The organism is Acinetobacter shaoyimingii (genome assembly GCF_011578045.1).
Classification (GTDB): domain Bacteria; phylum Pseudomonadota; class Gammaproteobacteria; order Pseudomonadales; family Moraxellaceae; genus Acinetobacter; species Acinetobacter shaoyimingii.
This window is the reverse complement of record NZ_CP049801.1, coordinates 1,887,922-1,907,894: the sequence shown is the minus strand read 5'-3', so window position 1 is coordinate 1,907,894 and position 19,973 is coordinate 1,887,922. Positions and strand designations below refer to the sequence as shown.

The window sequence follows — 19,973 nt, the reverse complement described above, 5'->3', positions numbered from 1 at the left end:
TTTAGACCTGAAGCTATTTAGATGTTCCAACAAGAAATCTCTCAACTGAATTTAAAACAACTCAAAATTAATGAAAAACGCTGGATCGGCAATATGCTCGGTTCATCGGCAGCATTATTGTTTAAAGAAATTGCTGAGCAATCAGACCGATTATTCGTTTTGATTGCGCGGAACAATCAGCATTTGTCGCAGTTAGAGAGTGAGCTTGAATTTTACGGAATTAAACCGACGATTTTTCCTGATTGGGAAATTTTGCCTTATGATCGTTTATCTCCACATCAAGATATTGTTTCTGAACGTCTATCGATTTTATCTCATATGCCACAAAAGGGTGTGTTGTTATTATCCAGTACAACCTTGGCACAACGTGTCGCGCCGACCTCTTGGGTATTGGGTGAGCATTTCGATATAAAAGTTGGTCAAAAGTTCGATTTAGAACAACAAAAAATGCGACTGATTCAAGCAGGCTATTATTTGGTTGATACCGTTTATGATCATGGAGAGTTTGCGGTACGTGGTAGCATCATGGATATCTATGCTTCAGGTCAAGATGCTCCAATTCGAATCGATTTGTTTGATGATGAAATTGATAGCCTGAAGTTTTTTGATCCTGAAACGCAAAGAACCACCACAAAATTAGACAATTTTACCGTATTACCAGCAAAAGAATTTCCGTTAAAAGAAGGTCGTGCAATTTTTCGTGATCGTTATGCAGAAACTTTTCCAACGGCAAATCCAAAGAAAAATCCTATGTATCAGGATGCTTTGGAAGGCATTGCATCACCTGGATTAGATTATTATTTTCCATTATTTTTCACCAAAGAAGCGATGCAGACACAAAGTCTCATTACTTCATACTTACCAAGTCATTCCGTTGTCATTACAGATAAAGGCGTGGGTGAGGAATTAACGAATTATTGGAAAGAAATTGTACGCCGTTATGAAGATCGTCGACATGATCTTGATCATCCTTTGTTAGCACCGGAAGAAATTTTCTTACAACCCAATCAAGTGCTTGAAGCAATTAATCAATTTTCTCGAATTATTGCATCACCTGAGAAAATTGATGAAAAATCAGGTTCAATTAACTTAAATACAGATCAGCCACCAAGACTTGCTGTTGATCCAAAGCATGAACGTCCATTTCATATGGTCAAGGCTTATGTCGATTCAGCCAATCATCCTGTATTGTTGGTCGCTGAAAGTGCAGGTCGAAGAGAAACTCTAAAAGATTCATTACGTTCAAGTTTGGGTGAAATTCCTGTTGTTGAAAACTATCAACAATTCATTCAACAGCAATATTCTGTTGCGATCACCAGTGCGCCACTGGAGCGTGGATTATTGCTGAATGATCAATTGACCGTGATTTCAGAAAACCAGCTGTATGAACATCGTGTGGTGCAGCGCCGTCGTAAACGTCAACATGAAGTTTCAGAAGAATTCCTCGTCCGCAGTCTGACTGAACTGAGTATTGGCGCACCAGTGGTCCATATTGATCATGGTGTGGGGCGTTATGCAGGTTTGGTTACACTCAGTATCGATGAACAAGACTATGAGTTTTTACAACTTGATTATGCCGATGCTGCAAAAGTCTATGTGCCAGTGACCAATTTACATCTGATTAGCCGTTATAGCGGTGGTGATCCGGACTTGGCACCATTACATAAGCTCGGTACAGATGCATGGAGTAAGGCAAAACGTAAAGCCTTAGAACAAATTCATGATGTCGCAGCAGAATTGCTACATATCTCAGCACGCCGTAAAGCCAAACCTGGTTTTAGTTTTGAATTAGATCAAACACCATATATGCAATTTTCCAGTGGTTTTGCTTATGAAGAGACATTGGATCAAGCCAATGCAATTGAAGCAACCTTGGCAGATATGCAATTGGCAAAACCCATGGATCGTTTGGTGTGTGGCGATGTCGGTTTTGGTAAAACAGAAGTGGCGATGCGGGCAGCTTTTGTTGCGGTACAAAATAATAAGCAAGTTGCAGTATTGGTACCCACAACATTGTTGGCACAGCAGCATTTCGAGTCATTTAAAGATCGTTTTGCAGATTGGCCAATTCGTATAGAGGTCTTATCACGTTTTGGTTCAAATAAATCCCATGTTAAAACCATTGAAGATTTGCAAGATGGTAAAGTTGATATTGTCATTGGTACACATAAAATCCTGCAAGAAAATGTACAATTTAAAAATCTTGGTTTAATGATTGTCGATGAAGAGCATCGTTTTGGCGTACGAGACAAGGAACGTATTAAAGCTATGCGTGCTGATGTCGATATGTTGACCTTAACCGCAACACCTATTCCACGTACGCTGAATATGGCATTTTCTGGGATGCGTGATTTATCGATTATTGCGACGCCACCAGCACGTCGTTTGGCAGTTAAAACCTTTGTCAATGAACAAACTGATGCCACCATGAAAGAGGCAATTCTGCGTGAATTGTTGCGTGGTGGTCAGGTTTATCTCTTACACAATGAGGTCGATAGTATTGAGCGAGCTGCTGAAAATATTCGTACCCTTGTACCAGAAGCACGTGTGGCAGTAGCGCATGGTCAAATGCGTGAACGTGAACTCGAACAAGTCATGCAACAGTTCTACCATAAAGAATTCAATGTTTTGGTATGTTCAACCATTATAGAAACAGGGATTGATGTCCCAAATGCCAATACCATTATCATAGAACGTGCCGATAAGCTGGGATTAGCGCAGTTGCATCAGCTACGTGGTCGTGTAGGTCGTTCGCATCACCAAGCTTATGCTTACTTAATGGTGCCTTCAATTAAAGGCCTAAAAGGTGATGCTGAAAAACGGTTAGATGCGATTCAACGCGCATCTGACTTAGGTGCAGGGTTTATCTTGGCTACAGAAGATTTGGAAATCCGAGGTGCAGGTGAGTTGTTGGGTGAGCAACAAAGTGGTTCTATGCAAGCAATTGGTTATAGCTTGTATATGGAAATGCTGGAAAAGGCCACCAAAGCCATTCAGCAGGGTAAAACACCGAATTTTGACGCGCCTTTAAGCCTCACAGCCGAAATTAATTTACATATGCCTGCACGTATTCCAGATGAATATCTTGGCGATGTGCATCAGCGACTTTTATTTTATAAACGTATTAGTAATACAGATACTTTAGAGAAGCTTGACCATATACGTATGGAGTTGATTGATCGTTTTGGTGTGCCCCCGCAACAAGTTAAACAGCTATTTAGCGTACATCAACTGCGTATTAAAGCGGAGCAATTGGGTATCACCAAAATTGATATGAGCGAACGTGGTGGCCATGTAGAGTTTTCACCAGATACTCCCGTGCAGGCGATCAGTATTATTCAAATGATGCAAAAACAGCCGACATATTATCGTATGGATGGTGGACAACGTTTAAAAGTGATGGTGATGTTGGAGGAAAATGAAAAGCGGATTCAATTTGCGCATCAAATTTTAGATGAGTTGTTGAAAGGCTTATCACAACAAGCATCATAAATATATGCTTGAAGATTCAGATGGAATGAAGGTGGAAAAAGCATTTGCTTTACCTTTTATTGAATAAACGCCTGTTCATATTGATTGGATATATGGGTGGGCGTTGGTTTTATTTAGGATAGATATCGCTTAATTAATAAAGTTTGAACTGTTAAACCATCTGGCTTTTGCCTTTGGGGTCGTTGTTTTTATAAAAAATAGCAATAAAGTATATATAAAGGCTTGATTTATTTAAGGGATTCATTAGAGTATAACTGTGATACAAATCAATTTGATTGCAATTTTTTTGTATCGAAACACAATACTAATAATATTCAGCTGAAAACTGATGTGTTAGTATTAGCCATCACTTTTATTTTGCGTCATTAATAAATATATGTTTAGTCTGCATCCACAATTAGCTCAAGATACATTTTTTGTCGGCGATTTTCCGCTATCTACATGTCGTTTAATGAATGATATGCAGTTTCCTTGGCTGATTTTAATTCCACGTGTTCCTGGTATTGGTGAACTGTACGAATTAAGCCAAGCAGATCAAGAGCAGTTTTTGCGTGAATCGAGCTGGTTATCAAGTCAACTTTCACGCGTTTTCCGTGCAGATAAAATGAATGTTGCAGCGTTAGGAAATATGGTACCACAATTGCATTTTCACCATGTTGTGCGTTACCAAAATGATATTGCTTGGCCTAAGCCAGTATGGGGTGCTGCTCCAGCTGTGCCATATAGCAGTGATGTTTTAGCACATATGCGTCAAACATTAATGTTGGCATTGCGTGGTCAAGGTGATATGCCATTCGACTGGCGTATGGACTAAAATTTGCAGTTCATACACAGGGATAACTATAATAATATTATAGTGTGATGAGGTAATAGCATTTGCCATTAGATCGTTTGCTAGATAAAGAACCGAAGCAGTTTGAAGTACTCCAAAGGGTTATGGGGTACTTTATGATTTCGCTTTTGGTTGTGATCTATTACTTCACTTCACCGAATTCAAATTATCAAATTTTTTTTCCAATTCTGGTTTTTTTCGTCATTTTTTTCGGTCCTCGAATATCACATGCTTTGCAGTATCGTTATGGTACAAGTCTACGAAGTAATGTTTTCTTTCTGATCGATACCATTGTTGTTGCGAGCGCATTAGCAGCAGTGCATTTAAGTTTGGTTGTTACTTTTGTTCTGCTTTTTGGAATATTGTATACCGCATTGAACAATAAAATTTCCATGATGATGAGTTCATTTTCCATCCTCTTGGCAATTTTCGCTTTCTATTTTTGTACAATTTTCATTTTTGGGTTTCAAGAATACTTTCAGCAAACTTCGATTGAGTTGTCCGTTGTTGCTTGTATGTGTGCGATTATTTTTGTCAATTTCGCAAGTTATTATCAGCAAAAGCAGATTTTAAAAGTAGACTTGCAACGTCAAACCTATTTTAAAGAAATGAATCGTTATATTGAATTGTCCAATCAATTGAGTCGTTATGCCCCGATTCAGTTGTGGCAATCGATTATGCGCGGTGAGACCGAAGCAAAACTGGAATACAAACGAAAAAAAATCACCATTTTCTTTTCAGACATACAAGGCTTTACGGAGCTTTCTGAAACCCTTATCCCAGACGATTTAGCCTTTGTTTTAAATGACTATTTAAGTCATATGACGGAAATAGCTAAACAATATGGTGGTACGATCGATAAGTTTATGGGCGATGCCATCTTAATTTTCTTTGGGGATCCTGATTCTCAAGGGACTGAACAAGATGCGAAAAACTGTCTAGATATGGCTTTATCTATGCGTCAGCAAATGAAGTTTTTGCGTGAACGTTGGCTGAAAATGGGTTATCCGCCGTTACATATCCGTATGGGTATCAGTACGGGCTACTGCCACGTAGGAAATTATGGTGCTGTGCATCGTATGGCGTATACCATTGTCGGACGTGATGCAAATCTTGCTGCGCGTTTACAAAGTGCAGCAGAAATAGATGAAATCTTAATTTCGGATGATACCCATAAACTGGTTAAAAATGATTATTTGTGTGCGCCTCAAGCGCCGATTGAGTTGAAAGGGATTCAACAACCTGTAAAAAGTTGGCAAGTCATGGAAAAATATGCCAATAAGAAAGATAGTCAGCAATGGTTTGATTATGAATACAAAGGCTTTCATTTGGTATTAAATTTGGAAGAAGTTCAAAACTATGAATATGCTGAATTACTTTCTGTACTTGAGGAAATGATTGAGCGCATCAAAGTTCAGAAAAATTTAACCACCGTGTCTGGTGTGGTAAAGCTTAATCCGGAAGATGAAGTGAAGCCAGTTGAAACAAACCAACCGATTGAACATGGCTAATGAATAACTAATCACTTATAGCTAAGGACTCAATATAGTCAATTGTTGCCTTCGTTCAAGATGAAACAAAAGGTAGAAATAAAAAAGGTCACTTGAAGTGACCTTTTTTATTTAAAACAATTTTAATTAGTGATTTTCTGAAGCATGGTTAATGGTGTACTTCGGAATTTCAACTTCTAAATCTTCATCTTCAATTTTAACTTGGCATGAAAGACGTGAATCTGGTTCTAAGCCCCAAGCACGGTCTAGTAGATCAGCTTCAACATCATTCATTTCGTCAAGACCGTCAAAGCCTTTGCGAACGATCACATGGCATGTGGTGCACGCTGCTGACATATCGCAAGCATGTTCAATTTTGATCCCATTTTTGAGTAGGCTTTCGCAAAGATTTGCATTTTGCTCAACTTCAAACTCAGCACCATTTGGGCAAATTTGCGCATGTGGAAGAACTTTAATACGTGGCATAATTTTTACCTATAAATTAGTGAGAGTTTGACCAATCATCAAGTTTTGTGCCTTTTAAGGCATCATCAATATGTTGATTCATACGTTCTGCAGCAAATGCATCACTATGAACTTTCAGTTGTTCAACTGCTTGTTCAATCACTTTGATGTCATCTGTTTTAAGTTGAGCTTGCAAATCAGCACGGGCTTTTTCAAGCGCTTCAAGTTGAGCAGTAGCTAACAAGTGAGCATCAACTTTTAAAGCTTGTTCAAGGGCTTCAAGTTCACGTTGCGCTTCAACCTTGGTTTCTTGCAAGTGGCGTAAGTCTTTATCTTCGGATGCAAACTTATAGCCATCTAACAATAAGCGTTCCATATCTGCATCAGATAAGCCATATGACGGTTTAATGTCGATATGCGCCGAAACATTTGAGGTTGTTTCGCGTGCAGAGACAGCAAGTAAACCATCAGCATCGACTTGATAAGTGACTTCAATACGTGCTTGACCTGCTACCATTGGTGGAATACCACGCAATACAAAACGACCTAAGCTACGGCAGTGTTCAACCAAGTCACGTTCACCTTGAACCACATGAATCAGCATGGCAGTTTGACCATCTTGATAGGTGGTGAATTCTTGACGACGTGCGACAGGAATAGCGGTATTACGTGAAATCAAACGTTCGACCAATCCACCCATGGTCTCAATCCCTAATGAAAGCGGAGTGACATCTAGGAGTAGCGAACCATCTTTAGAGTTGCCAATCAGTTGATTTGCGGTAATTGAAGCGCCAATCGCAACAACTTCATCTGGGTTGATGGTGCACAAAGGTTCTTGATTGAACACTTGACGAACTGCTTGCTGTACAGCGTATGAACGTGTTGAACCGCCGACTAAGACTACGTTTTGAATGTCATCAAGTTCAAGTTTCGCATCACGTAGAACCCGTTTGCAAACACTAATGGTTTTATCGAGAGCTACTTGAATCACAGACTCAAAAGTAGGGCGGTCTAAAGTGATACTTTGCGATGCCATTGAAAACTCAACTGAATCTTGATCAGAAAGAGCTTCTTTTGCTTTACGTGCTGCAACAATAGCATGCGCGTATTCACTGTCATCCAGTGTTTCAATATTGAGCTGTTTTTTCGCCCATTTAAGAATAAGACGATCTAAATCATCACCACCGAGTGCAGTGTGGCCACCCGTCGCTAAAACTTCAAAAACGCCTTGCGAAAAACGTAAAATTGAAACGTCAAATGTACCACCACCAAGGTCGTAAATCACATAGTTTCGGTCAGTCGCAAGGTTGGTGTCTTGATCTAAACCATAAGCCACGGCCGCCGCTGTAGGTTCATTCAACAAGCGAAGAACATTCAAGCCAGCCAATTGAGCAGCATCACGTGTTGCTTGGCGCTGTGCTTCATCAAAATAGGCAGGAACAGTGATTACAGCACCATTGACTGGGTTATTTAAGCTGGCTTCAGCACGATCTTTCAGTTGTTTTAAAATTTCAGCAGAAATCTCAACAGGCGTTTTATGACCTTGCGCAGTATCAAATGCAGGCATTTGATTGTCTTCGCCCACAAGGGTATAAGGATGTTGAAACTTAATATCTGCTTTTGAACGACCCATAAAGCGTTTTACCGAAACAATGGTATTTTTAGGGTCAGTTGTTAAAAATGGTTTTGCATCATCACCCAATTCAATATTTTGATTTGAATAATGCACAATTGATGGAAGTAACACACGACCTTGTTGGTCATTGAGAACTTTGGCTTTACCTGACAATACTGTCGCGACAAGCGAGTGTGTGGTGCCTAAATCGATGCCAATGGCAATACGATGTTCATGTGGCGCACTTGATTGTCCTGGTTCTGCAATTTGCAAGAGTGCCATGGGTTAAATCCCTTGAAAATAAGTCAAAAAAATAAAATTAAAAATCATCATCGAGGTCGAAATCTTCATCATCAAGAATACGATCTTCAGCTTTCAAAATGTCATTCATCACTTTTTGGAAGAAACGAAGCTTTCGAACAGTATCTCGTGATTCAGCCCAATCTTCAGCATCATAATCAATTTTGAATTCACGAACGAGGCCATCAATCCATTGCTGTACTTCAGTTTTAAGTGAATTTAGCTGTTCGGTATTGCTTGCTTCATCGAGCTGTTCACGAATTTCTAATGCAGATTGTAAAAACTCAAAATCATTGATGGATTGGTCTAAATGATGATCTTGTTTTTTGAGTGATAGCAAATATCCTGCACGACTATCAACATTCGATAAGACTTTATATGCCTGATTGATTTCGCTCGATTTAATCAATGCTTGATCTTTATCTTCAGCTTTATCTGGATGATATTGTTGCTGCAATTTTAAAAATTCTGATTTTAAAGTTGCTAAATCAATATCGAGTGCTACAGGGAGATTGAACAACTCAAAATGATTCATTGGGAGAAAATTCCAAGATGATAAAGGGGTAAAAGCAAATCGTTAATGTAATTAAAACAGTGCATGACACTGTTTTAATTGAATAGAGCAAGGAAATGAAATTAGACAGTGAACGACTCACCACAACCACATTCACCTTTTTTGTTTGGGTTGTTAAACTCAAAGCCTTCATTTAATCCATTTTTGACATAATCCATCTCCATACCTTCGAGATACACCATACTTTTTGGATCTACAAAAACTTTAACACCAAACTGTTCAAATACTTGGTCATGCGAATCTGCAGTGTCCACAAATTCGAGTACATAAGCCAAGCCTGAACAACCAGAAGTTTTCACACCAACGCGAATACCTTCACCCTTACCGCGATTTTTAATGTAATTGCTGATATGAGTTGCAGCATTTTCAGTTAAATTGATCATGAAAACTCCATTCAATCATCAATAAAGCTCATATTTAAAATATTAAGCTTTCGTTTTTTTGCTACGGTAATCTTCAACAGCTGCTTTGATTGCATCTTCTGCAAGTACAGAGCAGTGAACTTTCACTGGAGGAAGTGCAAGTTCGGTTGCAATATCAATGTTTTTAATGGCTTGAGCTTCGTCTAAAGTTTTACCTTTTAACCACTCAGTCACTAATGAACTCGATGCGATCGCAGAACCACAACCATAAGTTTTAAAACGTGCTTCTTCAATCACACCGTTGTCATCAACTTGGATTTGTAGACGCATAACGTCACCACATGCTGGTGCACCAACCATACCAGTACCAACATTTTCAGCGTTTTTGTCTAAAACACCAACATTACGAGGGTTTTCGTAATGATCAATTACTTTTTCGCTATAAGCCATGATGCTTCTCCAAACCTCGGGGTCAGCCTAGATTAGAATTAATATTGTGGCATCTGATTCAATTTTCAATCTATTGATTCATTGAAATGCTGAATCAGGATGCCGAAAGTTGTACGGTATTAGTGCTCAGCCCATTCTACTTTAGACAGGTCAACACCTTCTTTGAACATATCCCAAAGCGGTGATAGGTCACGTAATTTCACTACAGCTGCTTTAGTGACTTCTAAAACATGATCAATATCTGCTTCAGTGGTGTATTTACCAAAACTGAAACGAATTGAGCTATGTGCAAGTTCATCAGATAAACCAAGTGCACGTAAAACATAAGAAGGTTCTAAAGTTGCAGAAGTACATGCAGAACCTGATGAAACAGCAGCATCTTTCAATGCCATCATCAATGATTCACCTTCAACGAAGTTGAAGCTCACGTTTAAGTAGTTTGCAACGTTTTGAGTCGGGTGACCGTTTAAGAACACTTGCTCTAAATCTTGTAAACCATTCCAAAGTTTGTCACGAAGTACGCGTAAACGTGCTTGTTCAGATGCTAAATTCTTACCTGCAAGTTCAAATGCTTCACCCATACCCACGATTTGATGAGTAGGAAGTGTACCTGAACGCATACCACGTTCATGACCGCCACCATGCATTTGTGCTTTTAGACGAACACGTGGGCTACGACGAACAAATAGCGCGCCAATACCTTTAGGACCATAAATTTTATGGCCAGAGAAACTCATTAAATCAACTTTCATGGTTGATAAATCAATTTCTACTTTACCTGCAGCTTGAGCAGCATCGACATGGAAATATGTTTTGTTGGCACGAGTGAGTTCACCAATAGCAGCAACGTCAGTCACAGTACCAATTTCGTTGTTAACCATCATGAGGGAAACAAGAATCGTATCTGGACGAAGTGCAGCAGAAACCATTTCAGGTGTGATCAAACCAGTTTGAGCTTGTGGCTCTAAATAGGTAATTTCAAAACCTTCTTCTTCTAATTCACGACAAGTATCTAAAATTGCTTTGTGTTCAATTTTACTTGTGATGATATGTTTGCCTTTTGAAGCATAAAACTGGGCAATACCTTTAAGTGCAAGGTTGTCAGACTCAGTTGCGCCAGAAGTAAACACGATTTCACGTGGGTCGGCTTTCACTAAGTTGGCAACTTGTTCACGTGCGTATTCAACTTTTTCTTCAGCTTGCCAACCATATGCGTGTGAGCGTGATGCTGGATTTCCGAAAGTGCCTTCATATGTAAGACATTCCATCATACGTTCAGCAACTTGTGGATCGACAGGAGTCGTTGCAGCATAGTCAAGATAAATCGGACGTTTCATGTCAAATACCTGTAACCGATAAAAGGGCTGAATCTAAAGGTGCTGTATTTTGGCGAATGGCAACAGTTTGAACGTTGTCACGAGCAACGAGATCAGCAAGAGAGATTTTAGCTAAATAATCGGCAATGTGATGGGAGAGTTCTTGCCATAAATCATGAGTTAAGCACATCGCACCATTTTGGCAGTTGCCTTTATGATCACAACGTGTTGCATCAACAGTTTCGTTTACAGCTTCAATAATTTCTAACACAGTAATTTCTTCAGCATTACGCGCTAAATGGTAACCACCATTTGCTCCACGAACGCTAGAGACCAATCCATGACGCTTCAATTTAGCAAACAATTGTTCTAAATAGGCAACGGAGATAGTTTGGCGAGCAGCAATTTCAGCTAAGGTAATCGTCTGCTCAGTTGGCTGCAATGCTAGATCAAGTAGTGCAGTCACCGCGTAGCGACCGCGAGTGGTTAGGCGCATGATTCGATACACATGTAAGGCTAGATGTATGAATTTTATGAATCCTGACTAAAATAGTCAAGTATTATTTACGAAAACCAACTAAATTAGTTGGTTTTTTTGTAGAGGAACTTAGAAATTGTTTTTATTCAAATTATTGGAAAAATATCCACAAATTATACATCAATAATACCAAGAAAAGAACAAGTGTTATACCAAAGGCGAATTTAAGTCTCTTTTGACTTTGAGTCATACGACGAATGCGATTTTGATATTGTTTTACTTCAACCTGTAAGGTATTGATTCTAGAACGTTGTAAATCAATTTTTTCCAAAAGTGGAGCAATTCGTTTTTTTGAAGCAACCAGATTATTTTCATCTGAATCACTATTGAGCCATTGTTTCCAGTCGGAAATCAATTTAGGCATAGACAGATGTAAGCACAAGTCTTTAAATTCATCACGTAGAGTAGGATCTGCCTCTATGCGCATTTTTTTAAGACTTTTTCGATTCGCAAAAGCGAAAATTTGAATCAAATCAATAAGTGTGCTGTTTATGACCATGTCAACTGGCTTTTCAGGTGTATTAAGATCAAACAAAATACCTTTACTTGAAAATTGCACATAAAAGTCAAAATATGGAATGTAGCTATTTATTTTTAGCGTAATTTGTTTCTCAATAAATTTCTTTGCTTGTAAACGTACAACGCGATCATGTTTTAAAATAAACGAATAGAATGTTTCTAATAACACCATCACAATGTTAAGCAACAAACGAGTATGACCTTGGTTTTGTTGCGTATCACTCATAAAAAAATCCTATCCAAAATGAGAAATCCATCTCATTAAAACTATGGGCTAATAAATCTGCCCTAATTTAATTCAATTAATGTTTGCTTTGTAGAACAGTTTTGCAAAAGGTTCAAGAGCAAAATTTGATATAATTTATAAAATATATACATAAATTGCCAATTAAGATCATAAAATACACAGTAGTGTTGTGAGCGTAACTTCAATGGATAGCCGTATGAATAACAATAACTCATCTAAAATGTATGAAGATCAGGAATTTGATAAAAAACAGGGGAAAACGAAACGTCATCATAACCGTAAGTCGACACTTGATTTCCGTAAATATACCAAACAAATTTGGTTAGCGGGACTGGGTGCTTTTTCGCGCGCGGAAGATGAAGGAAGCAAAATTTTTGAGTCTTTGGTTAAAGTGGGTGAGGAACTTGAGTCAAAAACAGTCGAATTCACTGATCAAACAGTGAGCAAAGTGACTGAAAAAACGAAAGAATCTGTGATCGACACCAAAGATAAAGTTGAAAAAATGCTTGATCATCATGTCACGACATCGTTAAATAAGATTGGGTTGGTGACTGCAAAAGATATTCAACATTTAGAAAGTTTAATATTAGATTTGCATAGAAAAGTTGATGTTTTAATGGAAGAAAACAAAACATTAAAAGCGCAATTGAATAAAAAATGAATAAAAAAGAGCTAAAAGTGATGTTTTTATCAGTTTTTGCCATTTATTTTTGTGAAATGCGTGTATGTGGTCTTGCGTTTTGCCCTAAAGCATTGCTATAAAGTCGTCATGGCCTTTTTTAAACCTGAGCCTTGGATTTTAAACAAACGATATAAGAGGACGAAATCTTCATGAATAAATCAGAATTAATCGACGCGATTGCCGAGAAAGGGGGATTGTCTAAGACTGATGCAGGTAAAGCATTGGACGCGACTATTGCTTCAATTGGTGAAGCGTTGAAGAAGGGTGATACTGTAACTTTAGTTGGTTTTGGTACGTTCAGTGTCAAAGATCGTGCTGCACGCATTGGTCGTAACCCAAAAACTGGTGAAGAACTTAAGATTAAAGCAAGTAAGGTACCAAGTTTTAAAGCTGGTAAAGGCCTTAAAGACTCTGTTGCATAAGAGCTTGTAAAATAAGAAGCGCGCCTTTACGGCGCGTTTTTTATGAAATAACAAAAAATATCCTTCAGTTGTGATTCATTCATATTTGAAATTCAGTTAGAATCCAACTGAAATAAAATATTGGAATACTCATGGAATCGTTTCGTAAACTCATTAGGGGTTGGTTGGGAAAAGTCCTCCTCGTTTTATTCTTGTTACCTTTGGCTTTGGCTGGTATGGAAAGCTTATTTGGAACTGGATCGAACAAAGATGGTGTTGCCAAGACTGTTAATGATTTAGAAATTTCTGACAAAGACTTAGAAGTTCAGATCAAGAATTATAAAGATCAGTATTTATCAATGGTTCAAGGTGACGAATCCTTGTTAAATCAGTCTTATATTGCCGAAGCTGCGTTAGATAGTTTGGTAAATCGTGCTTTGTTGATTCAGCAAGCAGAGAAGTTGGGAATTACATTAAGTGATGCTCAAATTGAGCAAATGATTGCACAGCAACCAAGTCTGCAAGTGGATGGTGTATTTTCAAAAACTGCTTATGAAAATTACTTACGTTCAATTGGTATGACGAGTCAGGCCTTGATTGCAAATTTACGTCAAGATCATGCTTTGAAAATTCTTTCTTCAATGATTACTGATAATTCTTTGGTGAGTAAAGTTGATATCCAGCAGATCTCGAATTTGCAATCTGAACAACGCAGTTTGTTATTGTCCTCTGTGAAACTTGATGCCTACAAAAATCAAGTGAAAGTAACAGATCAAGACATTACAGCTTTCTACAATAAGCATAGCCAAAAATTCAAACAATTGGCTGCTGTGGATGTAGATTATGTTGTTGTATCACCTGCTTTGTTTGGATCTCAAAACCAAGTGACAGATGCGGAATTGAAACAGGCATATGATCAGTTTGTACAAACTCAGAAAAAGAATGCGAAAGTTGAAGTCCATCATATTTTAATTACAACAGATGCGCGTAAACCTGCTGAAGCTGAAAAGCTTGCCAACGATATCTATGCAAAAATTCAGGCAGGTATGAACTTTGCTGATGCAGCAAAACAGTATTCTGAAGATCCTACATCAAAAAACGTGGGCGGTTTGGTTGAGGCCTATACTGCTGGTGCTTTTGGTGAAGATTTTGATAAAGCGGTTGCAGCTGCAAATAACACCATTTCGAAACCTGTTAAAACCCAATTTGGTTATCACATTATTAGTGCTAAGCCTGAAGCAGTCAATATTCCAAGTTTTGAATCGGAAAAGGCACGTTTAACTGCTGAAGTTTTAAAAACGAAAAATGCCAATGTCTATACAGATACTGTGAATCGTTTAAATGAAGATGTTGTGAATAACGATGCGCTTGATGTGGTGACTCAAGAACTTAAAACTGTAAAAATTGAAACGGCCAAAGCAGTCACTTTGGGGACGACTAATCCAGTATTGTCAGATCCAAACGTTAAAACGAAATTATTTAGTGATGACGTGAAAAACGGTGACCGTAACGCTTCAAGCAATATTCAATTAGCAAATGGCGATACCGTTTGGTTCAAAGTGCGTCAATATCATGCTGCTGGTGTTCAACCTTTGGCACAAGTCAAAGCTAAAGTGAAAGAACAATTGATTGATCAAAAAGCATATGATCTTGCTAAAGCCAAAATCGCAACAATGCTGAATGATTTTAACAAATTGCCAGCTCAGCAAGTGTTGAGTAAATATCCGCAATCTTTTGAAAATGCCGGTGTATTTACGCGTTCACAAGGGTTGAAGCGTGAAATTGAGCGTGCTGCGTTTAGTGTTCCTGCACCAAAAGAAGGAATGTGGTCTGTAACGACTGCTGCTTTGCCAAATGAAATGGTGGTGGTTGCAGTGGCTTCAGTAAAAAATGCTTCAGTAGATTCATTATCTGCTGAGAAAAACCAAGAGTTGTTGAAGTTATACCAAAACTACCGTGGTAATCAAATGCTTGAAGACTATACAAATTATTTGAAGTCTCAAGCCAAAATTAAATAATTGAATGTTTAAAATAAGCATAAAAAAAAGCGCTTCGGCGCTTTTTTTTATGCTTATTTTTTAGCTATGAGAATAAATTTTTAATTTATTTTTTGAACCGATAAATATCGATGAAATGATTAAAACCATAGTAAAAATTTTAAAGCAAAATTTATTTCAATAGTGGTATTACAACTGTTTCTCTTCTTTGCCACTTAGGATTACACGCATATTTCTGATATTTTTGGATTTTTTATAAAGAAAATTAAGATTTTTTCAGCACTAATTTGATTGTTGAGCATAGTGTAATTGGCGGTATTGACTTGGGCTGAGTTGAAAATATTTTTTAAAGGTCTGACTGAAAGCTGTTTCAGATGAATAACCAACATGATGCGCAATTTGTTGTATAGACAATTGACCCGTACGTAAATATTGACTGGCTAAGCGTAAACGATGCTGTTTTAGGTAGGCCAAAGGTGGTTCACCGACAATTTCATGAAATAAGTTGGCAAATTTTGATCTGGACATAAAGCAACGTTCCGCCAATTTTTCTACAGTCCACGCTTGTTCAGGTTGACTGTGAATGGCGCTAAATGCATTGGCGAGTTCTGGATGCGTTAAGGCATTTAACCAATTATTTTCATCATTGATCTCGTTGATATATTCTCGTACACATTCAATCAACATGATACTGACGACATGATCCATAATCTTGTGTCGTCCAGGTTGCTTATGGGTGGTTTCATTAGCAACAAAATAGAGTCCAATTCTCAGCCATTCAGGTTCTTGCGCATTGAGGGCACTTTTAATATGTAGATAAGTGGGTAATGCCTGAATCAAAGGACCAGCCATGATGCTGTCTATTTGCGTTTTTATAGTGAAGATCAGTGATTTATTTTCAACTTGGTTAGTATCGTGTTGTCCCACTTGGATAGGGTCTTCACGTAATCCTTGAAATAGCGCTTCAATTTTTAAAGGTTCAACCAGTTGATGCACCATATGACTTGAACAATGATGCTTTATTCCTGAAGGAATAATCATCATATCACCAGTGTTCAATAGCACACTGGCTTGCCCCTCAAAATGCACATAAGCGGTACCAAAGAGTACGATATGCGTAATCATGGCAGATTGATGTTCAGATTCAAATGCCCATTGACCTTGTGCTTCTAGGTATAAATATTGGGTTTGTTTTAAGTGAATATCTTCGAAAACTTGGCTGAGTGCATCCATAATTTATTATTTTCTATATTTAAATTTAATTTTAACAAAGGCTTGTTTAGTTTGTATGTGATTTCAGGTCAAAGGCTAGGTCAAAAGTGCCAAAGATGCTCACATAGCTAATTTGGACGATTACAACTGTTTTTCAACTATTGAATGTTTAAAGATAGAGGTATAGCAAGTGATAGGAAAATAAGCAAATGAATGCGCCCTTAAAACTGAATGATTCAGTATTAGACAATAAAAAACTTTCTGGTCTGGCATTAGATAAGAAACGTTATTTATGGATGATTAGTCCATCCTTACCCGTCATTGGATTGGGTATTTTAGCAGGATACCATTTTGCACCACGTCCGTTTAAAACCTTATTCGCTTTGGGTGGTCCAATTGTTTTACATGTGATTATTCCAACCATTGATACGATTATTGGGCAGGATAAAAACAACCCGACTGCAGAAGAAGTAAAATTGTTGGAACAAGACCCATATTATGCCCGCTTGGTCAAATCCTTTATTCCAATTCAGTATGTTGCCAATATCTATGCATGTTATTTAGCAAGTCGTAAGAGTACGCCTTTATTGGATAAAATTTTATTGGGTGCTTCTATGGGGGCGATTAATGGTATTGCTATTAATACAGCACATGAGCTAAGCCATAAGTCTGACCGAATAGATCATATTCTGTCACATTTGGCTCTGGTTCCTTCTGGCTACAATCATTTTCGCATTGAACATCCATACGGTCATCATAAGCGTGCAGCAACGCCTGAAGATCCGGCATCATCTAAAATGGGTGAAACATTTTATGAGTTTTTACCCCGTACAGTGATTGGTTCACTCAAATCTGCTATCGATATAGAAACTCGACGTTTAAAACGCAAAGGCTTGAGCTTCTGGTCAAAGGACAATGAGCTTTTACAAGGCTGGGGCATGAGTGGTGTATTTCATTCAAGCATGATGGCGCTATTTGGAAAACGTGTACTGCCATATTTGGCTACGCAATCAGCTTATAGTATTACTTTGTTTGAAATAATTAATTATATTGAACATTACGGCTTACTTCGTCAGAAAGATGAAAATGGGAAATATGAGCGTACTCGCCCTGAACATAGCTGGAACAATAACAATATTGTGACCAATCTGTTTTTGTATCAGTTGCAACGTCATTCGGATCATCATGCTTATCCAACTCGACCATTTCAAGCTTTACGTCATTTCGATGAGGCACCAGAATTACCGAATGGCTATGCCAGTATGCTATTACCCGCATTGATTCCATCTTGGTGGTTTAAAATGATGGATCAGCGTGTTTATGATCACTATGAAGGGGATTTAACCAGAGCGAATATTTACCCTAAGCGTCGCAAAAAATTATTTGAGAAATTCAAAATCAATCTCTCTTAATTGTGATCTTGTTTTTAAAATTTTAGCAATACACCATGTCTTAAACTCTATATGGTGTATTGCGTGAATAAGTAGAGTCTGTGTTTTGCCATTACACAACGCGTGGCTAAAATGTAAAAGACCCTGGTCAAAATTGATTATTCATCACCAACTGTTATTTGACGGTGATTGTTCTGAATGTTCCAAGAGCCACTTTTTCTAAATGATCGTGCGGATGCATAGGTGTCTTCCATGAATTGAAAAAAGACAATCTGACCATCTTTGACTTTCGCTAAAATTGAAAAGGGTGAAGTAAATCGATGTCCAACTTCAACTGAAGTGTAAGTAAAAGAACCAAAGACGGCCACAATTTCATTTTCACCCACAACGTCAGTGATTTTAAATTCATTCACGTCCCAATAAGTACCTACATTTGAGAAAGTGTTGATGTAAATCTGACGGCCTTGACGTGTGCCTGTCCAAGGTTCGATTTGTTCCAGTTCTTTATTGTCAAAATTAAGTGAAATATAGGTGGCATTTTCATGCACCAAAATTTCAGCAGCGTGTTTTACATTTTCTTTTGCTGTATTGGCTAGAAATGCTAGCACTACATCTTTTGGGGCTTGGCTGTTTTGGGCTTTTGAAATCAGCTCTTGTTCCTGTGTCATTATATGTTCTCGTATTGATCAGGGGAGTCATGATTTTTCATGAAAATGGCCAATACTTAAATAACAATAATAAGATAAAGAATATTATGCATAGGAAAGTGTGTGAATTGTTATGGAGTCAACATGAAAGTTTTGCAAAAATTCATGTTGATATTTGAAATTAAGTGATTGATAAGATTATTTTTGTTGAAGATGCGATGCTTCATTTGTATTGACTAAAGATGTCTTTGAATGCATGACTGCAAGTCCATAATGTGGCCATTTTTGAGAAGTTTTTATATTGTTCAATAGCATTGCAACCAAAACCAAAGCTACTGAGCCGATCAGCACGGGAAAAATTAAAAAGCTCCATGAATATTCGACTGAGGATGCGCTAAGTAAAATCACTAAAGGATTTGCACCTGCAGGTGGATGAACACAACGAAAATATTGCATAAGGGCAATGGCAGTGCCTACCGATAAGGCGATGACCCACATCGAGTCACCCAACAGTTTTAAAAATAATATACCGACAAAAGCTGAAATAAGATGATCAAAGATGACATTGCGCGGTTGTGCCAATGGTGATTGCGAAACAGCATAGAGAATGACACAAGTCGCGCCAAAGGGTGCCATGATAAAGGGATTATTCGAAATTTTACCGAGTAATAGTAAAATACCAATACTGAGCGTTCCTCCAATAAAAGCCCGTAAGAGTTCGCCAAATCTTGGTCGCTGGGCTAATTTTTCTTTTCCTTCTAAAACAGAAAACATGATGATTTGATTCCTTTTAACTCTTGTATAAAAATCATCATAGACTTAAAATCGAAAATAGTACAGATCTGTACTATTGGTTTTATGAGAACTTTTATGAGAGAAGATAATGTCAAAATCTGCAGAAAAAATTTTAAATACAGCGGAACAATTGTTCTATGTGCATAGTATTAATGCTGTAGGGGTTGATTTAATCCGTGATTTATCGGGCTGCTCTAAAACCACGATGTATACCTATTTTAAAAACAAGCAGCATCTTGTGGAATCTGTATTGTTGGCACGTGATCAAAAATTTCGAGCATCGTTATTAAAATACATTGCAGATGCTACAGGACAGAGCGCAATTGAAAAAATTTTGGATTGGCATATTCAATGGTTTAAAGAAGATGATTATAAAGGCTGCTTGTTTGTGCGTGCCGTTGCAGAATCTGATGCTGATCCTATCGTTGCTGAAATAGCTCTAAAGCATAAGATGTGGATAAAAACATTGATTGCACAGCATTGTCATTTTAGCGCTGATGTAGAGGTATTGGTCGAGCTCATCTACACTTTATTGGAAGGGATGATTAGTCGCTTTTTGATAGAAGGGTATTCGGAAAATAAAGTAAAAATCACACAATTAAGCTTGAATAAAATCATCACTGTATTAAGTTAATAGCTCCAAATTTA

At 37.9% G+C, this 19,973-nt stretch carries 19 protein-coding genes; 8 read left to right on the top strand and 11 right to left on the bottom strand.

Going from position 1 to position 19,973, the window contains the following annotated elements:
* The first annotated feature begins 21 nt into the window (after positions 1 to 21).
* The 3 genes from mfd to G8E00_RS08540 all read left to right on the top strand — a co-directional run bounded on the left by mfd (position 22) and on the right by G8E00_RS08540 (position 5,835).
* The gene (mfd, locus tag G8E00_RS08550) at positions 22 to 3,492 is read left to right on the top strand and encodes a transcription-repair coupling factor (RefSeq protein WP_166223704.1); all 3,471 of its coding nucleotides are present in this window, start codon (positions 22 to 24) and stop codon (positions 3,490 to 3,492) included.
* 376 nt (positions 3,493 to 3,868) lie between these two features.
* Entirely contained in the window at positions 3,869 to 4,306 is a 438-nt protein-coding gene (locus tag G8E00_RS08545; RefSeq protein WP_166009829.1) for an HIT domain-containing protein, read from the top strand.
* Positions 4,307 to 4,368: 62 nt separating this feature from the next.
* Positions 4,369 to 5,835: an adenylate/guanylate cyclase domain-containing protein gene (locus tag G8E00_RS08540; protein ID WP_166009831.1), complete on the top strand. Its 1,467-nt coding sequence runs from the start codon at positions 4,369 to 4,371 to the stop codon at positions 5,833 to 5,835.
* 126 nt (positions 5,836 to 5,961) lie between these two features.
* Here the strand turns inward: G8E00_RS08540 and fdx are convergent, their stop codons facing one another.
* The 8 genes from fdx to G8E00_RS08500 all read right to left on the bottom strand — a co-directional run bounded on the left by fdx (position 5,962) and on the right by G8E00_RS08500 (position 12,179).
* Entirely contained in the window at positions 5,962 to 6,300 is a 339-nt protein-coding gene (fdx, locus tag G8E00_RS08535; protein WP_166009833.1) for an ISC system 2Fe-2S type ferredoxin, read from the bottom strand.
* Positions 6,301 to 6,316: 16 nt separating this feature from the next.
* Positions 6,317 to 8,176 carry a Fe-S protein assembly chaperone HscA gene (gene hscA / locus G8E00_RS08530; protein ID WP_166009835.1) on the bottom strand — a complete coding sequence of 620 codons (1,860 nt, stop codon included), beginning with the start codon at positions 8,174 to 8,176 and terminating at the stop codon, positions 6,317 to 6,319.
* A 37-nt stretch (positions 8,177 to 8,213) separates the two neighbouring features.
* The gene (hscB, locus tag G8E00_RS08525) at positions 8,214 to 8,729 is read right to left on the bottom strand and encodes a Fe-S protein assembly co-chaperone HscB (RefSeq protein WP_166009837.1); all 516 of its coding nucleotides are present in this window, start codon (positions 8,727 to 8,729) and stop codon (positions 8,214 to 8,216) included.
* A 101-nt stretch (positions 8,730 to 8,830) separates the two neighbouring features.
* Complete coding sequence (iscA, locus tag G8E00_RS08520; RefSeq protein WP_166009838.1) at positions 8,831 to 9,151, bottom strand: iron-sulfur cluster assembly protein IscA; 321 nt, start codon at positions 9,149 to 9,151, stop codon at positions 8,831 to 8,833.
* A 42-nt stretch (positions 9,152 to 9,193) separates the two neighbouring features.
* Entirely contained in the window at positions 9,194 to 9,580 is a 387-nt protein-coding gene (gene iscU / locus G8E00_RS08515) for a Fe-S cluster assembly scaffold IscU (protein ID WP_005010233.1), read from the bottom strand.
* Positions 9,581 to 9,699: 119 nt separating this feature from the next.
* Positions 9,700 to 10,917 carry an IscS subfamily cysteine desulfurase gene (locus G8E00_RS08510; RefSeq protein ID WP_166223701.1) on the bottom strand — a complete coding sequence of 406 codons (1,218 nt, stop codon included), beginning with the start codon at positions 10,915 to 10,917 and terminating at the stop codon, positions 9,700 to 9,702.
* Between the two features lies 1 nt (position 10,918).
* Positions 10,919 to 11,392 carry an Rrf2 family transcriptional regulator gene (locus G8E00_RS08505; protein WP_166009841.1) on the bottom strand — a complete coding sequence of 158 codons (474 nt, stop codon included), beginning with the start codon at positions 11,390 to 11,392 and terminating at the stop codon, positions 10,919 to 10,921.
* A gap of 133 nt (positions 11,393 to 11,525) precedes the next feature.
* Positions 11,526 to 12,179 carry a hypothetical protein gene (locus tag G8E00_RS08500; RefSeq protein ID WP_166009843.1) on the bottom strand — a complete coding sequence of 218 codons (654 nt, stop codon included), beginning with the start codon at positions 12,177 to 12,179 and terminating at the stop codon, positions 11,526 to 11,528.
* A 217-nt stretch (positions 12,180 to 12,396) separates the two neighbouring features.
* On the opposite strand from G8E00_RS08500, the gene G8E00_RS08495 reads away from it, so the two are divergent.
* The 3 genes from G8E00_RS08495 to G8E00_RS08485 all read left to right on the top strand — a co-directional run bounded on the left by G8E00_RS08495 (position 12,397) and on the right by G8E00_RS08485 (position 15,301).
* The gene (locus tag G8E00_RS08495; protein WP_166009844.1) at positions 12,397 to 12,861 is read left to right on the top strand and encodes a phasin family protein; all 465 of its coding nucleotides are present in this window, start codon (positions 12,397 to 12,399) and stop codon (positions 12,859 to 12,861) included.
* A gap of 170 nt (positions 12,862 to 13,031) precedes the next feature.
* Positions 13,032 to 13,304: an HU family DNA-binding protein gene (locus G8E00_RS08490; RefSeq protein ID WP_166009847.1), complete on the top strand. Its 273-nt coding sequence runs from the start codon at positions 13,032 to 13,034 to the stop codon at positions 13,302 to 13,304.
* A 131-nt stretch (positions 13,305 to 13,435) separates the two neighbouring features.
* Entirely contained in the window at positions 13,436 to 15,301 is a 1,866-nt protein-coding gene (locus tag G8E00_RS08485; RefSeq protein ID WP_166223698.1) for a SurA N-terminal domain-containing protein, read from the top strand.
* A gap of 261 nt (positions 15,302 to 15,562) precedes the next feature.
* Here G8E00_RS08485 and G8E00_RS08480 read toward each other — a convergent pair whose 3' ends face one another.
* The gene (locus G8E00_RS08480) at positions 15,563 to 16,513 is read right to left on the bottom strand and encodes an AraC family transcriptional regulator (protein WP_166009851.1); all 951 of its coding nucleotides are present in this window, start codon (positions 16,511 to 16,513) and stop codon (positions 15,563 to 15,565) included.
* 188 nt (positions 16,514 to 16,701) lie between these two features.
* Between G8E00_RS08480 and G8E00_RS08475 the strand changes: the two genes are divergently transcribed.
* Positions 16,702 to 17,904 carry an alkane 1-monooxygenase gene (locus G8E00_RS08475; RefSeq protein ID WP_166009852.1) on the top strand — a complete coding sequence of 401 codons (1,203 nt, stop codon included), beginning with the start codon at positions 16,702 to 16,704 and terminating at the stop codon, positions 17,902 to 17,904.
* A gap of 137 nt (positions 17,905 to 18,041) precedes the next feature.
* On the opposite strand, the gene G8E00_RS16405 is transcribed toward G8E00_RS08475, so the two are convergent.
* Both G8E00_RS16405 and G8E00_RS08465 read right to left on the bottom strand, forming a co-directional pair.
* Positions 18,042 to 18,551 carry a nuclear transport factor 2 family protein gene (locus tag G8E00_RS16405; RefSeq protein ID WP_166223695.1) on the bottom strand — a complete coding sequence of 170 codons (510 nt, stop codon included), beginning with the start codon at positions 18,549 to 18,551 and terminating at the stop codon, positions 18,042 to 18,044.
* Positions 18,552 to 18,728: 177 nt separating this feature from the next.
* On the bottom strand, positions 18,729 to 19,304 hold the full coding sequence (locus G8E00_RS08465) for an HPP family protein (protein ID WP_166223692.1): 576 nt from the start codon (positions 19,302 to 19,304) through the stop codon (positions 18,729 to 18,731).
* Positions 19,305 to 19,413: 109 nt separating this feature from the next.
* Between G8E00_RS08465 and G8E00_RS08460 the strand changes: the two genes are divergently transcribed.
* Complete coding sequence (locus tag G8E00_RS08460) at positions 19,414 to 19,959, top strand: TetR/AcrR family transcriptional regulator (protein WP_166009861.1); 546 nt, start codon at positions 19,414 to 19,416, stop codon at positions 19,957 to 19,959.
* The last annotated feature ends 14 nt before the right edge of the window (positions 19,960 to 19,973 follow it).

Excerpts from the sequence above, each read along its gene's own strand:
- G8E00_RS08460 (WP_166009861.1), top strand. The coding sequence starts at position 19,414 with ATGTCAAAATCTGCAGAAAAAATTTTAAATACAGCGGAACAATTGTTC.
- G8E00_RS08490 (WP_166009847.1), top strand. The coding sequence starts at position 13,032 with ATGAATAAATCAGAATTAATCGACGCGATTGCCGAGAAAGGGGGATTG.
- G8E00_RS08475 (WP_166009852.1), top strand. The coding sequence starts at position 16,702 with ATGAATGCGCCCTTAAAACTGAATGATTCAGTATTAGACAATAAAAAA.
- G8E00_RS08465 (WP_166223692.1), bottom strand. The coding sequence starts at position 19,304 with ATGTTTTCTGTTTTAGAAGGAAAAGAAAAATTAGCCCAGCGACCAAGA.
- G8E00_RS08510 (WP_166223701.1), bottom strand. The coding sequence starts at position 10,917 with ATGAAACGTCCGATTTATCTTGACTATGCTGCAACGACTCCTGTCGAT.
- G8E00_RS16405 (WP_166223695.1), bottom strand. The coding sequence starts at position 18,551 with ATGACACAGGAACAAGAGCTGATTTCAAAAGCCCAAAACAGCCAAGCC.
- G8E00_RS08505 (WP_166009841.1), bottom strand. The coding sequence starts at position 11,392 with ATGCGCCTAACCACTCGCGGTCGCTACGCGGTGACTGCACTACTTGAT.
- G8E00_RS08545 (WP_166009829.1), top strand. The coding sequence starts at position 3,869 with ATGTTTAGTCTGCATCCACAATTAGCTCAAGATACATTTTTTGTCGGC.
- fdx (WP_166009833.1), bottom strand. The coding sequence starts at position 6,300 with ATGCCACGTATTAAAGTTCTTCCACATGCGCAAATTTGCCCAAATGGT.
- G8E00_RS08480 (WP_166009851.1), bottom strand. The coding sequence starts at position 16,513 with ATGGATGCACTCAGCCAAGTTTTCGAAGATATTCACTTAAAACAAACC.
- G8E00_RS08485 (WP_166223698.1), top strand. The coding sequence starts at position 13,436 with ATGGAATCGTTTCGTAAACTCATTAGGGGTTGGTTGGGAAAAGTCCTC.
- mfd (WP_166223704.1), top strand. The coding sequence starts at position 22 with ATGTTCCAACAAGAAATCTCTCAACTGAATTTAAAACAACTCAAAATT.
- iscU (WP_005010233.1), bottom strand. The coding sequence starts at position 9,580 with ATGGCTTATAGCGAAAAAGTAATTGATCATTACGAAAACCCTCGTAAT.
- G8E00_RS08495 (WP_166009844.1), top strand. The coding sequence starts at position 12,397 with ATGAATAACAATAACTCATCTAAAATGTATGAAGATCAGGAATTTGAT.
- hscB (WP_166009837.1), bottom strand. The coding sequence starts at position 8,729 with ATGAATCATTTTGAGTTGTTCAATCTCCCTGTAGCACTCGATATTGAT.
- G8E00_RS08500 (WP_166009843.1), bottom strand. The coding sequence starts at position 12,179 with ATGAGTGATACGCAACAAAACCAAGGTCATACTCGTTTGTTGCTTAAC.
- hscA (WP_166009835.1), bottom strand. The coding sequence starts at position 8,176 with ATGGCACTCTTGCAAATTGCAGAACCAGGACAATCAAGTGCGCCACAT.
- iscA (WP_166009838.1), bottom strand. The coding sequence starts at position 9,151 with ATGATCAATTTAACTGAAAATGCTGCAACTCATATCAGCAATTACATT.